Origin of the sequence: Pseudomonas sp. C8002 (assembly GCF_013385765.1) — a bacterium.
In the GTDB taxonomy this organism is placed as follows: Bacteria; Pseudomonadota; Gammaproteobacteria; order Pseudomonadales; family Pseudomonadaceae; genus Aquipseudomonas.
This window is the reverse complement of sequence record NZ_JACAPJ010000001.1, coordinates 137,096-151,984: the sequence shown is the minus strand read 5'-3', so window position 1 is coordinate 151,984 and position 14,889 is coordinate 137,096. Positions and strand designations below refer to the sequence as shown.

13 protein-coding genes are annotated in these 14,889 nt (G+C 62.8%); 2 read left to right on the top strand and 11 right to left on the bottom strand.

Features of this window, described 5'->3' with window-relative positions:
• Positions 1–59 precede the first annotated feature (59 nt).
• From HX814_RS00735 to HX814_RS00685, 11 genes are all read right to left on the bottom strand, one after another.
• On the bottom strand, positions 60–1,037 hold the full coding sequence (locus tag HX814_RS00735) for a LysR family transcriptional regulator (protein ID WP_003211527.1): 978 nt from the start codon (positions 1,035–1,037) through the stop codon (positions 60–62).
• A gap of 51 nt (positions 1,038–1,088) precedes the next feature.
• The gene (locus HX814_RS00730; RefSeq protein WP_177009735.1) at positions 1,089–2,024 is read right to left on the bottom strand and encodes a peptidylprolyl isomerase; all 936 of its coding nucleotides are present in this window, start codon (positions 2,022–2,024) and stop codon (positions 1,089–1,091) included.
• The gene (locus tag HX814_RS00725) at positions 2,021–2,509 is read right to left on the bottom strand and encodes a YbjN domain-containing protein (RefSeq protein WP_008430320.1); all 489 of its coding nucleotides are present in this window, start codon (positions 2,507–2,509) and stop codon (positions 2,021–2,023) included. Before HX814_RS00725 ends, HX814_RS00730 begins: the two co-directional genes overlap by 4 nt.
• 20 nt (positions 2,510–2,529) lie before the next feature.
• Entirely contained in the window at positions 2,530–3,156 is a 627-nt protein-coding gene (locus tag HX814_RS00720) for a hypothetical protein (RefSeq protein WP_008430322.1), read from the bottom strand.
• 17 nt (positions 3,157–3,173) lie between these two features.
• On the bottom strand, positions 3,174–4,874 hold the full coding sequence (locus HX814_RS00715; protein ID WP_177009736.1) for a putative porin: 1,701 nt from the start codon (positions 4,872–4,874) through the stop codon (positions 3,174–3,176).
• A gap of 41 nt (positions 4,875–4,915) precedes the next feature.
• A complete protein-coding gene (locus HX814_RS00710) occupies positions 4,916–5,623 on the bottom strand; it encodes an energy transducer TonB (RefSeq protein WP_177009737.1) in 708 nt (235 codons plus the stop codon).
• A gap of 3 nt (positions 5,624–5,626) precedes the next feature.
• A complete protein-coding gene (locus tag HX814_RS00705; RefSeq protein WP_003211540.1) occupies positions 5,627–6,052 on the bottom strand; it encodes a biopolymer transporter ExbD in 426 nt (141 codons plus the stop codon).
• Positions 6,053–6,063: 11 nt separating this feature from the next.
• The gene (locus HX814_RS00700) at positions 6,064–7,863 is read right to left on the bottom strand and encodes a DUF2341 domain-containing protein (RefSeq protein ID WP_177009738.1); all 1,800 of its coding nucleotides are present in this window, start codon (positions 7,861–7,863) and stop codon (positions 6,064–6,066) included.
• Positions 7,864–7,887: 24 nt separating this feature from the next.
• Positions 7,888–9,486 (bottom strand): ShlB/FhaC/HecB family hemolysin secretion/activation protein, encoded by a 1,599-nt coding sequence (locus tag HX814_RS00695; RefSeq protein ID WP_008430334.1) that lies wholly within the window; start codon positions 9,484–9,486, stop codon positions 7,888–7,890.
• A 59-nt stretch (positions 9,487–9,545) separates the two neighbouring features.
• Positions 9,546–10,139, bottom strand: a complete 594-nt coding sequence (locus tag HX814_RS00690) for a transposase (RefSeq protein WP_087694077.1) — start codon at positions 10,137–10,139, stop codon at positions 9,546–9,548.
• A gap of 519 nt (positions 10,140–10,658) precedes the next feature.
• A complete protein-coding gene (locus HX814_RS00685; protein ID WP_032899475.1) occupies positions 10,659–11,123 on the bottom strand; it encodes an Lrp/AsnC family transcriptional regulator in 465 nt (154 codons plus the stop codon).
• Positions 11,124–11,282: 159 nt separating this feature from the next.
• Here HX814_RS00685 and HX814_RS00680 point away from each other — a divergent pair, with 159 nt between their 5' ends.
• Both HX814_RS00680 and HX814_RS00675 read left to right on the top strand, forming a co-directional pair.
• On the top strand, positions 11,283–13,109 hold the full coding sequence (locus HX814_RS00680) for a tyrosinase family protein (RefSeq protein ID WP_177009739.1): 1,827 nt from the start codon (positions 11,283–11,285) through the stop codon (positions 13,107–13,109).
• Complete coding sequence (locus HX814_RS00675; RefSeq protein WP_177009740.1) at positions 13,106–14,842, top strand: hypothetical protein; 1,737 nt, start codon at positions 13,106–13,108, stop codon at positions 14,840–14,842. Before HX814_RS00680 ends, HX814_RS00675 begins: the two co-directional genes overlap by 4 nt.
• Positions 14,843–14,889: the final 47 nt, after the last annotated feature.

Genomic DNA, 14,889 nt, shown 5'->3' with positions numbered 1-14,889 from the left:
GCTGTAAGAGCGGAACCATAAGTAGCCGTTACCGAAGAAACGGATATGTACTCAATCAATCAATCAAACCACTCCCCCCGCTCAAGAAACGTATTCCGAATCATCTCCACCACCCACCCCACCTCCAGCGGATGCCGCACATCAGCACTCACCCCCATCCAGACCTGCCGCTGCATCCCCTCCAGAAACACCCCATCCAACGCCGTCAACCCACGATCAAAACAACTCATGTACCGCGGCAACAACCCAATACACGCACTGCACCGAATCATCTCCAGCATCAGCGGATACGCTTCCACCCGCACCACCCCCGCCAGCCGCTGCTCCACCAGGCTATTCCACGGCCGCAGCGCCTCCACCTGCCGGTCCGGCTGCCACTGCACCAACATATAATCCGCAAGGTCTTCAATGCTGTCCGGCCGCACCGCCAACCGCGAATACCGCTTGGCAATATGCGGCGAATAATCCAACCGCGCCAACACCTCTGGCGCCCCAATGGCAAAACTCGGCCCCGCCCCCGGCGAATCCATCCCCGACAACCACACCACCACATCCGCATCCAGCGCCTGCAACCCCAACTCGCTGTCGATGGAAATGATCTCCAGCCGCACACTCGCATTGCGCCGCAACAGCGCAATCAGATCCCGCCCCAGAATGTCATGCAGGATCGACTCGGCAACCGCCAGCCGAATCAACGGTTGCTCCAGCACCGGCAAGCGTCGCTCATGCGCCAGGGCAATCAACTGCGCCTGCAACTGCTGCCCTTCACGACTCAGGGCCAGGACATTGCCCTGATAGCTGAACAGCGAACGCCGCAGTTGCTCTTCCAGCTGCGCCAGGCGCTTGCGCAACTGCGTGGCCTTGATGTTGAGGCTGCGAGCCGCCTGCATGAAACACCCACAGCGGGCGCTGATCAGGAAATACTGCGCCACCTCGGGCTCGATGGCGGCCGCCAGGGCCAGCCAGGCCTCGCGGGATTCGGTCGACGCACGATAAGGCGCGACGCCGTGGGGTACAGCCGGTTCAACAAATACCATGGGAGACTCCCTGTCTTGTGGGTACTGTGCATCCAATGCGGTGATACGGTTTTACTCCAGCACCTTGTTCAGCTCGGCGCCGTCGATACTCAAGGTCGCGGTATTGAGCATGCCTTCCAGGTAGGCCTTGGCAATTTGCTCCTGGCGTTGCGCACGCAAGGCCTCGGTCAAGCGGCCCCGCAGTTCATCCAGCGTGGCGGTGCGCGCCGGTTGTTGCCCAGTGAGTTTGAGCACGTGAAAACCCGCCGCACTCTGCACCGGCTCCGACACCCCGCCCGTCTTGAGCCGCGCCACCACACCGCGCATTTCAGGCACCAGTTGCTGCAACGGCTGCATCCCGGAATCGCCACCGCGCCGGGCGCTGTCGGGGTCCTGGGAATACTGGCTGGCCAGGGCGGCAAACTCGCCTGGCGAGGCCTGCGCCTTGCGGCTCAACTCCTGGGCCTGGCGGCGCACATTGTCGACGGTTTGCGGGTCGCTCACGGCCAGGAAAATCTGGCTGACCTGGTACAACGGCGGCGTCACCCATTGTGCCTTGCCGCTGTCATAGGCTTGCTGCAATTCGGCGGCGCTGGGGTAATCCGTCGGCACCTGGCTGACCGACAACATGTAGTCGCGAAACACGATCTGCTCGGTGGCGGCGCGGGTCTGTTGCTCCACCTCCGGGCGCTGCCGCCAGCCCTGGGCATCGGCCTGTTCAAGCACGGCCTTTTGCGCCAGGCGTGAACGCAGCCAGGTTTCCAGGGCGCTGCGGTTGCCACGCAACTGCTCGCGGGTTTCCGCCGGCAAGGCGGCCAACACCGACTTGAGTTCGGCGAGGTCGATCTGCTGGTTGCCTAGGCGCGCCACCGCCGGCCCGTCCTTCACGGCCACCGGCGCAGGCTGCTGGGCTGCGACCGGGTCACTGCCCGGCCGCAGGCTCAACCCCACCGCGACCGCCAGCACCACCAGGGCGCCAGCGCCGACCACCAGGGTTGGTTTCTTCACAGAGCAGGCGCCTCTTCACGGGCATCGACGGCAGGCGCGGCGTCGGCCTGGGCTTGAAGCTGGGCGGCTTGCTGGCTGTATTCACGCAGGTAGACGATGAATTCCTGCAGCAGGCGGTCCCACAATTCCAGCTGATTGCGCAAGTACGGCGCACCCACGCCGGCGGCCACCACATCCATCTCCATCAGCAGGAACTCACCCTGCAACGACAACCGCGCAAAACGTCGGGAAGCGTTCCAGACCTGGGCCAGCCCCTCCGGCAATTCGCCTTGCACCCGCAGCGCGCAGCTGTAGGTGAAGTCCACGTAGCTGCCCTGCTCTGCCGCCGGGTTGCCGAAACGCACGGCGAAGCCGATGCCCTGGCTTGCGCTGAGCAATTGCACGATGCCGTTCTGCTCGGTCTGGTTGACCCGGTAGCCGGCTTCCTGCAGCAGCTCGGTCAAGGCTTGCGGGGTCACGCTGGTGATCAGTTGTACGTCGCTCATAGGGGTATCTTCCTTGTCGATCAATGATTAGTGACGGTCTGTGGAGCATCGAACCGATTAAGGTAAAGGCCGTCACCAAAACCCTGGGCGAGTTCCTCGAACTTGACCCGGGTGCTGCTGGCGAACGGTTGGCGGATGCTCATCACGTCGGCCACGTCGATTTTTTCGTAGGCCGTCAGCAACTGCTGGGCCACGTCGTACATCTGTTGATTCTTGACTGAACATTGCTGCACTTGTGTGTCACGTTCCGTGAGTTGCGCCTGCAAACGTGCGCGCTCGGTTTCTTTGCCCCGGGCGATTACCAGCAAGTCTTCATAGGCTTTCTTGAACTTGCCCACCTGCTCATTGCTCGCGGCCACCTGGGCCTGGGCCTGGCTGTGCAGACTCTGTTGCTGGCCCACCAGTTGCTCGGCCACGCCACGGGTCTTTTCCAGTTCGGCGGTCAGTTGCTTGACCTGCGCCTGGGCCTGCTTGGCCTGGGTTTCGGCGGCGATGCGTGCGGCACTGGCCTGGGCCTGCTCGCTTTGCAGCGCCTGCAACTGCTGGGTGGTGCTGCGCAGCTGAGTGCGCAGGCGCTCCTCCATGCCTTCAGCCGAAGCGCCGGTGGTGACGAGCAGTAGAAGCAGGCCGCAAATTCGCGTGTTCATGAGCTTTCTCCGGCGCATCAGAAGCGCGTGTTGAGTTCCAGTTGCATGACATCCACTTCAAACGGCGCGCCATACACTTCGGAGGCGCTGAGCCAACGGGCACTGGCGTAGATGTTCTTGTCGAGGCCGTAGTTGGCACCGATGAAATAGCCCTTGGCGTTGGTGCCGCCGAGGTGGAACGAGGAGTCGTTGAAGCCGTCCGGCAAGGCATCCGGCTGGATGTATTTGTAGCCGGCCAGCACGTTCCAATCGCCCTTCTTGCGCATCTCCAGCGCACTGCCGAGGGTGAACTGCACCAGCAGCGCATTGCCGCCACTTTCAAACTCGCCGTCGCTGTTGAGGTTGTTGACGATCTGGCCTTCGCTGCGCTTGAGCATCTCGCCCTTGTCGTAGGCCAGGTTGTGGATGAAGTTGGTCTGGCTGCGCAGCTTGAGGTCTTCCGGCAGCTCGCTGTCCCAGGCCAGGTTGAGGTCCAGCACGTTGAACTTGGACGCCAGGCCGACGAATTGCGGTTGCGGGGTCAGGCCAGGCGTTGCCGGGTTGGGGGTGATGTCTCGCAGCAGGAACACGCTGTTGCCCTTCTGCATGAAGGCCAGGCGCGTGCCATCGGTATCGCACGCCGGCTGGCCGGCCCACGGCGAGCAAGGGCTGGAGCGTTCGCCCTGGATATCGCCGAAGTGGTAGTAGGCCATCGAGCCCTTCAGGCTGTTGCTGCGGTTGATCTTCCAGTCGGCGCCGATCTGCCCGCCGAACAGCCATTTGTTTTCGCTCTCGTCCTTGTCGAAGCCGTTGGTGGTGGCGGTGTCGGGGCTGTATTCCACCGGGAACGCGCCGAGGGTGCCGAACAGGCCCCAGTCGCTGTTGAGCTTGTGGTTGAAGATCGCCGCCACACCGTCGAAGTTGAGGTCCCCGGAATACATCATGTCGGTGGAATAGAACGGGTTGGCAAAACGTCCGGCGGTCAGGGTCATGTAGTCAGTGGTCTTCCAGGTGAGGTAGCCCTGGTCGAGCCAGATGTCTTTCTTGCCGAAGCCGCCGCCCAGGGTCTGGGTGGTGGACACCGGGTTGTTGTCGTTGCCGGTGCCGAGGCGGATGCCGGCGGTCCATTCCGGCGAGATCACGGCTTTCATGCCCAGGCGGGCGCGCAGGCGGAACAGGTTCTCGCGGTCTTCGCGAGTGTTGAGCAGCGGCGGCAATTTGGTGTTGGTGTTCTTGTTCACGTCGTAGGGGCCGCTGTCGTTGAGCTTGGCGTAATCGACGATTTCATTGCTGTTGTTGCCCGAGAAATAGCGCGACTCATCCCGCAGGCGAATATCGCCGTCGAAGCTGATGCGCGAGACCCACTCCGGGAAGGTGTTGGGCTGGGCCCAGTTTTCCTGCTTGGCGGTGGCCATGACCTCGGCCTTGACCTGATCGCGAATCTGGTCGCGCACCGCGGCCGGCACGTACTGCACCCGCACATCGCCGGGGGCCGCCACTGGGCCTGCCGCTACCGCCGTGGCGGTGCTGGCCTGGCGTGCCTGCCGGGCTTCCTTTTCAGCCTGGGCGATCAGCCCGTCGGCCTGTTCCTGCTTGAGCACACCTTGCTGCACCAGCAGGCGGATCAGGTTGATCGTGGCGTTTTCCGAAGGCGCGGCGGTGGCGGCCGTCGCCTGGCCGACCAGGGTCGCGATGACCATGCCGACCGCCAGGGTCAATCGATTCACGTGGGAAATCATCTGCACACAACTCCTGTAGAAAACTGCAAAAAAGGGTTCGATCAATCCGGGCGCCGGCCCTTGAGGGACAGGCGTACCGGCAGGGTCATTGAGGCGGGTGTGCGTTCCTTCAGCCGCGGTGTGGCACGCAACGCGGCCAGCACCTGGGCGTCGGTGTCGGCGTCGCCGCTGGACTTGGCCAGCTCCACGCGCGTCACCTCGCCGTCTGCGCTCAGCCACAGGTCGGCCTGCACCGTGTAGGCCTTCTTGCGCAGCTCCGGGTCTTCCCGCAGCAGGCGCTGGAACACCCCGGCCAGGTACTGCTTGAACGTCCCGGTACCGAGCCCGCCACCACCGGAACCGGCCATGCCGCCGCCCTTGCCGGCACCGATGTTGAAACCGTCGGTACCGGACTGAGCGTCGCCGTCGATCTGCATCGGGTTGGCCAGGTCGTCTGCTGGCGAAGGCGGTGCCTCTTCCTCGGGCTTGACCTCGTCGGGGGTCGGCGTGGGTTCCGGCTCGGGGATTTTTTCCTGCACCTCGGGCTCCGGTTCCTTGGGTTTTTCCGGCGGCGGTGGTGGCGGTGGCGGCAACGGAATAATCGTCGGCACCTTGGGCGCTTCACGGCGCACGCCACTCATGTCATTGGCCCACTGCCAGAGAAACCAGGCAGCCACGGCGCCCAGCAGCAGGCCAATGCCCCACTTCAGCGGGCGCAATGGCGGCTTGTTCTTGAGGGGCGTCGGCGTGATCGGCATCTGTGCGGTCATGACTCAGCCCTGGCTCGGTTTGCCGGTGACCAGCCCGACCTGGGACAGCTCCAGGCGACGCAGCAGGTCGAGCACTTCGATGACCTTCTGGTACTGCACCATGGCGTCGCCGCGCACGATCACCGGGAAGTCCGGGTTCAGCGCTTTCTCGATGCGCAGGCGCTCTTCGAGTTCAGGCAAGGTCACCGGGTAAGCGTCGAGAAACACCTGGCCGCCATCGTTCACCGAGATGGCCTTGGTCTTGGCCTCGGACAGCGATACCGAAGCACTGGCCTTGGGCAGGTGGATCTGGATCCCCGAGACCTGGGCGGTGGCGGTGAGGATAAACATCACCAACACCACCATCAGCACGTCCACCAGGGGCGTGATGTTGATGCTGTCGACGGGTGCGTCATCGTCATCGTCGTGGGAGGCATTCACGGAAGCCATGCTGATTCTCCTCAGGCCGGGACGTGGGCGTGGTGGTCGCGACGGTGCGCCGCTTCACTGTGCTGGCTCTCGCCGTGCATCTCCGCCAGGCGGGTGATGAACTCGTCGACGAACACGCGCATGTCGGCGCTGACTTCCTTGTTGCGGGTAATCAGGCGGTTGTAGCCAAACAGCGCGGGGATCGCGACAAACAGGCCCATGGCCGTGGCCAGCAAGGCCGCCGCCATACCCGGGGCGATGGCGTTGATGTTCACGTCGCCGGCCATCGCCGTGCCGAGGAACACCACCATGATCCCCAGCACGGTGCCGAGCAGGCCGATATACGGCCCCCCGGCAATCGCGTTGGAGAGGGTCGACAGCTTGGCGCCGAGTTGCTGGTTTTCCCGGGTACGCACGCCGTCCATGGAGCAGCGGATGGCTTCGATGGTGGCTGCCGAGACCGACGAGGTGTCGGCGCCCTGGGCGCGGCGAGTGCGGATTTCCTTGACCGCGACCCGGTACAGGCGCCACAGCGAGGAATGGGTCAGGCGCTCGGCCAGCAACGCGTCGTCGTAGTACATCTCCAGGCGCGTACCGATCTGTGCGAATTGCTCGCGGAAGATATCGTTGGCAGCACTCACGCGACTGACCTGGCGGTTCTTGCGGAGCATGATGAACCACGACTGGAACATCATCCCCACCAGCACCAGGATGATCACCCAGGCATCCACCGGCACCGCCTTGAGCAGGAACCCCAGGCTGCCGAAGCCGAAGCCCGACTGTTCTTCATCCACGCCATAGGCCACCAGTTTCGACTCGGCGCCCTGGGCCGTGGCATCGGCCAGCAACAGGGCTGCCGGGCGCGCGACCTTGGACAAGCGCAGTTCGTCCATGGCCCCGGTAAACGGCAGGTGCCCGCCGGCGGCTTCCGGCAAATCGGCACCGATGGCCAGTTGCGAATTGAACGCCGGCATCGCCACTGCGAGGGTCGCGGTCTCACGGCCGTTGACGTACAGCGAGACCTTGTCGCCCTCGGCGGTGAACGCCAGGTGCTGCCATTGGCCGGGGTTCAGCGGCTGGGTCGAGACGGCGCGCTGGCCGTCGATTTCAATAAACGGCATGCCCTGGTTCAAGCCCAGCAACAGGCTGTGGGCGCCCTCGCGACGGGCCACCACCACTTGCTCGCCGCTGGCCTGGTCGACCCGCAACCAGGCGCTGAAAGTGAAGGCGCCGCCCGCTGCGTGTTGCAGCGACGGGCTGGCTGGCAGCAGCAACGGCTGGCCACTGAACTGCAAGGCCCGGCCGATCACGCCGTCGATGCTCGCACCGGTGGCGTTTACGGCAGTGTTGCCGTAGGCCGTGGTGTCCCGGGGCGGCGTGCCGTTGGCGCCGTCGAAGTGGTAGAGCGCGGTGTAGTTCGGGTCGAAGGTCAACTGGCCGTTGGCGGTGGCCGGCGCCTTCTGGTTGCCGTAGTACATCCACAGGTCCTGGCGCTGGCCGCCTTCGACCTTGGGCACATCGACCCAGATCAGCGCCATGCCCATCAGCGGGTCGAAGCTTTCGATCTGGTGGTTGAACACGGTCTTGTCGTCGGCGCTGACAAAGCGCAGGTCGGCGCCGTCGTCCTTGACCCCGTCAAAGCTGAAGTTGCCGGTGTGCAGGCGCACCAGCAGCGCGGTGCGGCCCAGGGCCTGGCTGATGGCTGCGCCCTGGGAGGTGGTGTCCACCGTGATCTGTTTACGGTAGTGCCAATCGTCCTGCCACCAGGCATGGGCGGTGGCCGGGAGCGCGAAGCCCAGGCAGATCAACAGGCTCAGAAATAGGCGTTGCATGTCAGGAGTCTCCGAAAAAAGGGGTCAGAAAGTCGCCTGCACACTGAAGTGCAGTCGCGAGTCCTGTTTCTGGGTATTTGGGCCTTCAAGCAGCGGGTAGCCCCAATCCAGGCTGCCGGACAACCACTTGCTCAAACTGGCGCGGGTGCCGAGGCCGACACTGGCCAGGCTGTATTCGTCTTCCTGCTCGGGCAGCGGGTCATGCAGGCGCAGGCGTGCGCCTTCGGCAAACGCATAGAAGCGCCACTCCTGCACGTAGCTGCCGAGGAACTTGGCCAGGGACGGCGTGCGCAGCTCCTGGGACAACAGGTAGCCTTCGTCGCCGGTGCGCTCGGCGGCGAGATACCCGCGTACCGACGTAGCGCCGCCAGCGGAATATTGCTCGTTGGACACCAGCGGCCCCGAGGCCAGCTGGAAGCCGGCCTTGGACGCCGACTGCCAGTCGTTGCCGAAGGTGTAGGTGTAATTCAGGTCACCCTTGAGCACCGCAAAACTCGGGCTGGCCTTGTCACGCTTGTACTGGAACTCCTCGGCGTCGCTGCCGTAGCCGAAGAACGCGCGGGTACCCACCACCAGGCTCAAGCCCAGCCCCAATTGCGACTGCTCGGTGTAGCGGTAGCCGTTGTAGCCGAAGGTCAGCGGTGCGTACTTGAGCGGGATATCGTCCGTGCTGCCGCCAAACTTCATCTGCTCCTTGAAGTCCTTGAAGTCGACCCCGGCAGAGAACGAATTGGCCCAATTGCCACTGGCCGGCAGGCTGTAGATCGCCGACACGCCGTAGGAATGGCCCTTGCCCAACACGTTGCTGCCGCCGATGGTGGCGATGTTGCTGTCGGACTGATAACCGGAGAACTGCAGGCTCCAGCGATCAGTCAGCGGCGCGGTGTAGGAGCCCGACCAGACCTTGGCGTTGTCGCTATCCTGGGGCGCGGTGAAGTAGGTCAGGGAAATGCTGTGGCCCAGTTGCCAGAGGTTGTCGTAACCCAGGGTCGCGACGCTGCGCAGCTCCTTGGTGTCGGCGCTGTAGTCATTGTTCAGGCCGAGGCTGGCGTGCCAGGGGTTCTGGTCTTCCACCTGCAGGTCGACGTCCATGGTGCCGGGGCGCTGGCCCTCGCGGACCAGCGGCGTGACCTGCCGCCCGGCGCTGCGATTGAGGCCGGCGAGTTGGGTTTGCACGCTGGTGAAATCCGGAACCGCGCCCTCCTTCAAGCCGGGTACTTCGTCGCGGATTTCCACCGGCGAATAGTGCTTGGCGCCGACCACACGGACGCGCCCGACCTTGGTTTCGCTGACCTGCAGGTACACGATTCCGTCATCGACCTTCTGCTCCGGCAGTTCGACGAACACCGACTGATAGCCGCGTGCCTGATAGATCTTCTGCAAGGCATCCCGGGCGCCTTCGATGTCGGCGAGGGTCTTTTGCGGGCCGAGAAACGGGTACACCGCCTCTTCGATCGCACGAGCGTCGAGCACGGTGTTGCCGCGCACGAAGTACTCGTTGACGTCCACCAGCCGTGCCGGAGGCTCGGGCTGGGTGCCCTGCTCTTCGGCCTGTAGCGGTTGCGCCAGTGCACCCAGCGTCAGCCAGCACAGCGCCAGCGTTGATTTGAACAGATGCTCCACACCGCCCCCTGGTCTACTAAGAATGATTGCCGTCGCCGTTTGCCCGGCGTTTGGCCCGTTCAATTGCTGGATATCGAGGTGTTGCCATGCCGGGCGAGCCAGGTGTGCAGCAGGGCGAAGTTCAGGGAGAACTCCGGCATGTGCAGCAAGGCGCCACAGAACACTTCACCAATGATTTTCTGGATCAACTGCACCGCCTGCGGGTTGTTCAGGAACGTGGCGATGTCGCGTTGCAGGAGGTTGATGCCCCAGACTTTCTGGTTCAGGTCGAGGCCGACGAACCAGCGGAACAGCAGGTTGTAGTTGAGTTGTTCGTGCAGTTGCTGTTCGTTGGGGACTGAGTACAGGAGTTGCAGCAGCAGGATCTGCAAGACGGTCTGGGGGGCGATCTGGGTGCCGGGTTGGGCCTGGAGCAGGTCGCGGTGGAGGTCGAGGATGTCGTCGATCTGCGGGCGCAGCAAGACCAGTGAATGGCCTGCGGGGATGTAGCTGGAGACTTCCTTGAGCGCGCCTTGCCAGTCGTCCTGGGAGACGATCCATACCCACGGTGCGCCATAGCGGTAGACCGAGACCGGTTTTTTGCGTGCGGCTTCGACGATCTTTGACAGGCGCTGGTCGAGCTCCTGCATGCCGACTTTCGAGTAACGTTCCATAGTTCCCATTCGCCCCACTCCTGGCATCCTGCTTGCGGCTCTGACGTCGCCTTTTTTGGCGGTGTTGAGCGCGTTACATAGCCAAGACGGGGGTCGCTGGGGACTACCGAACTTTTGTCATAAAAGCTTCTTTTTTGGGGCGGGGTGAGGTGGGCATATCCGTTGCTGCGGTCAGGGCTGGTATTGGTTCCGCGCTTACAGCGGCTCACTTTTGGAGTGTTGTGAAGCAAAATCAAAAGTTAAAGCGGGCACGGTTCAAATGTGGGAGCTGGCTTGCCTGCGATGGCATCGCCTCGGTGTATCTGAAAAACCGAGTTGTCTGCATCGCAGGCAAGCCAGCTGCCACAGAAAAGCAGAACCACGGAGTGCGGGCATGCCGAGCCTAGGCGAGGCACCGAGTGGTGGGGCAAAGACCTTTTGGTTACTTTTGGCTGGGCCGGCATTCCGGGCGTTTGCCAAAAGTGACCCGCTGTAAGAGCGGAACCATAAGCGGCCGTTACCGAAGAAACGGATATGTACTCAAACCAAAGACCCCGGCAACGGCAGTTCATAAGACTTCTTAACCGTCCGCACTACCAAAGTAGACGAATAAGTACGAATCGGAATATCCCGATAAATCTCTAAAAACCGATAGATATAATCAGTGTACTCAGTGGCATCCCGAAACTTCGCCACCATCACAAAATCAAACTCCCCGGTCAGCAGATAACAGTCCTGAATCTCCGGATGACTCGCCAGGATATGCTGCATCTTGCGGTCGATATCATTGCTGTCCCTATCAAGCTTGATCAGGAAGAACGCCGTAACCTGAATCCCAAGCTTGCGCTCATCCAGCACCGCCACCTTGGCCTTGATGATCCCGACACTCTCCAACCGCCTGATACGCCGGTAACAACTGGTTGAAGAAAGCCCGACACTGTCACTCAACAACTCCAGACTCTGACTGCAATCCCTTTGCAATTTCCCCAGAATCTTCAAATCCATGGCATCTGTCATTTTTTCCATATCTTCCTTGAAAAAACTGCAATGAATCCACCGTAAACACCCACCAATTTGCACAAATCCTGCGCGGTGGCGCACTAACATCAATCCAGCTTAGCAGCCCAGCCAAATCAGGCACCGGGGCCGCATGAGAGGGATCTTATGATAGTCGCGAAACCGACATGGGCCACCGATATCCACGGCCTATTCAGCGCCCCCTACTGGATCCCCCAAGAGCAACGCGCCGCCGTCGCCGCCTCCTGGGTGGGCTGCATGAACGGCTACTTCGTATTCCTCGAAGACCCCGCCTCCGTCAAGACCTGGTCCGAAACCATCTACCAGCACCTGGCCTCCCGTAGCATGCCGCTGACCCTCGATCAGCAGCAGTTCTGGCCCATCGACGCGCTGGAAACCTTCAGGCTGTGGGTCAACCAGGGCTGGCGCCTCACTCCCGCCTCACCGTTCGACGAGGCAGAACGCATCCCCCCACCCGACCTGCCTCACCCGGTCAAACGCGTGCGCCAGGACATTCGCGCACTGACACAGGAACAACTGAACCTGTACCGCTCACGCCTCGATGACGTAATGCAGGTGGCCAACGCCGACAGCGGCTCCCCTTGGCAGCGTTACGCCTATATCCACACCAACTGGTGCCTGCATTACCAGGAAGCGTTTGCCCTGTGGCACCGGGCCTATCTGCTGTACCTGGAAGCGCTGATCGACTGCCCCATTCCCTACTGGGACTGGATGGCCGAAGACGCCAGTGTCGACGGCAGCCCCCAGGCCGGCTTGCCCCAGGCGTTTCTCGATGAAACCTACGTGCACCCGCGCACCGGCGAGGTTCGCCCTAATCCGTTGCGCTACGCCGCTGCCAAGGACGGTTGTTCGAAGGTCTGTGAAAAGGCCAGCATCCCGGGTGTGGACTGCCGCTTCGTGCAACGCAACCCGCTGTTCTACACCCAGGGCGAGACGCAGCGCGTCGAACGCACCCAGTTGTACGGCATGAGCCGGATTTTCCAGCAACAGGTGGTCGATGCCCTGAAGTTCAACACCTTCAGCCAGCCCCAGGGAGTGCCAGGTTATCCCTGGGCGAACATCCCGGTGTTTGATCCCCCCCAGGAAGATGACCTGTACCCCAACCGCGCGCTGAATTTCGACGGGCTCTACGAGCAGCCCCACGACAACTATCACGGCTGGATCGGCGGCGACATGGCCGACAACGCCTACACCGCGTTCGACCCGGTGTTCAGCTCCTACCACGCCAATATCGACCGGATGCTGGAGGTCTGGATCCGCGCCCACCCGGCAGCGCAGTACACCACCCAGTGCCTGCTCCAGCCGTTTGCCGGCAGCGAGGCCGACGATGTCACCTTCACCAGTGCCGACGCCTGGCGCTACACCACCCTGGGGGACATGGCCCAGGACAGTCGGCATATCGGCTATGACTACGGTGTGCCCGTCGCCCCGCCCTTTGGCACCCGCCGCCCGGTCGCAAAAGCCTGCTGCCAGCAAAGTTCGACGCCGATGCAAGCGCAGGAACAAACCGCAAGCCTGGGCCCGTGGGTGGTGTTCGACCATGTGCGCTGCACCCACGACACCTACCTGATCGACGTATTCCTCAACCAGCCCGACGCCACGCCGCAGCAGGTGAGCGCCGACAATCCGCACTATGTCGGGCGCTTCAGTCGCATCGGCATGGGCCTGGTGGATGACAAGGGCCGCTGCATCACCCATGGCGTGTCACGCGCGCTGAATGCCGCGCGCACTGCTGCCGCATTGAACCTTCGCCCCACTGACACCACGCAGTTATCCGTGGTGGTGACCCATCTCGATAGTGCCCGGGTGTTGACGCCGCAAGAGTACGCGCCGCTGCCTGGCTTTATCGCCCAACTGGTGTGGGACGACCCGCGCCAAACCGTCGCCGGCCCTGCTCCCAGTGCCGGTTGCTGCTCCGTTTCCACCACAACAACACCTGGAGAATCGACATGAGCACACCCTTCAAACAATTCACCTCTCCCGCCGGGCAAGCTCCCAAGGACTACAACAAGCTGGGCCTGGAAAACCAGTTGCCGCAGTTTGAAACCGACTGGAACAACGACCTCACCGGCTGGACGCAGTCCGCGATCATCGGCAACCCGTGGTCGGGCCTCAATGACGCGCCGCGCTCGGGCTATTACAACCCACTGGTGGAAGGCTACGGCCCCACCACGCCGCCGGCGATTACCTGGGCGCCCTTCCCCAATCGGCTGTGGACGTTTTTCTACAACAACGGCACAGCGGTGATTCCACAGTTGGGCGGCAAGGCCATGTCCATGCAACAGGTGATGGAGCTGACCGACAACGGCCAGATTACGATCAACAACACCCTGTACATGCTCTACGACCCGAACAAGCAAGGCACCCTGCTGCAACTGCCCGTCACTCGCTGCCCGAGCATCGACTGGCAAGGCAAGTACAAGGATTTCTCGCCCTCTGGCCCCCGTGGCTGGCTTGACGAATATTGCGAGTGGTCCATCGTGCGCGATGCCGACGGCAACATGCGCAAGATCACCTTCACTTGCGAAAACCCGGCGTATTTCCTGGCCATGTGGCGCATCGATCCGACTGCTGTACTGGGGCTGTATCGCGACTACATCGACCCGCAGGTGCAACTCGAAGACCTGTACCTGCGCTACACCGCCGACTGCCCGACCGGTAAGGCCGGCGATCCGGTCATCGACCCCACCACCGGTCAACCGGCCTACGACACCGTCAACAAATGGAACGCCGGCACCGCCTGTGTGCCTGGCCAGTACGGCGGTGCGATGCACCTGACCTCCGGCCCCAACACCCTGAGCGCCGAGGTGTACCTGGCTGCCGCGGCGACCATCCTGCGGCCATTGAGCAGCAGCCAGAATTCCCAGGCGTTGATCTGCTGCGCGCAATACGGGCAGAACTACCGCAACTCCGATCCGCATATCGGTTTCTCGGCCAACAGCGTGGCAGTGAACAACCGGCTGTCGCTGACCAACCCCATCGGCCTGTACCTGCAACAACCCACCGACTTCTCAGCGTGGAAAGGCCCCCAGGGCCAGGACGTCAGCCAGTACTGGAAAATCACCCGTGGCACCGCCAAGTCCGCCGCCAACGGCTCCGACCAGATTCTGCAAGCGGTGTTTGAAGTGCCGGTCAGCGCCGGGTTCTCGATCAACGACATCACCATCAGCGGCCAGCCGATCGACTACGTGTGGGTGATTGCCCAGCAGTTGCTGGTGGGCCTGAGTGTGACAACCACGCCCATCAGCCCGACGCCGGATTCCTGCCCGTGCGTGACGGACCGGGTCAACGGCGTGCAACCCTGGCCGGTACAGCTGCTGCCGCTGGACCTGTTCTACGGGCAGTCACCCACCGACCTGCCGGCCTGGCTGGCACCCGGCACCAGCGGGCAGTTTGCCCTGGTGGTGCAAGGCGCCGACCTCAAGACCACCGCCGAGACGGCGCGGGTGCAATTCTCCAATCCTGGGGTGACGGCGCAGGTCACAAAGTTCCTGCCGGATGCCTCGGCCATCCCCGGGCAAACCAACTCCGGTGGCACCCAGGGCTACCTGCTGACCATCACCGTAAGCCCCACTGCCGCACCGGGGCTGGTGACAGTGCGCGCCCTCAACCCGGTCGAAGCCGATAACCCCAGCGCGGCGGAACACCCGTGGGAATCCGGATTGGCGCTGGTGCCTGGCGCCTGACTGATACAGCCCATCAGCCGCACCCACCCAGGGTGCGGCTTTACCTG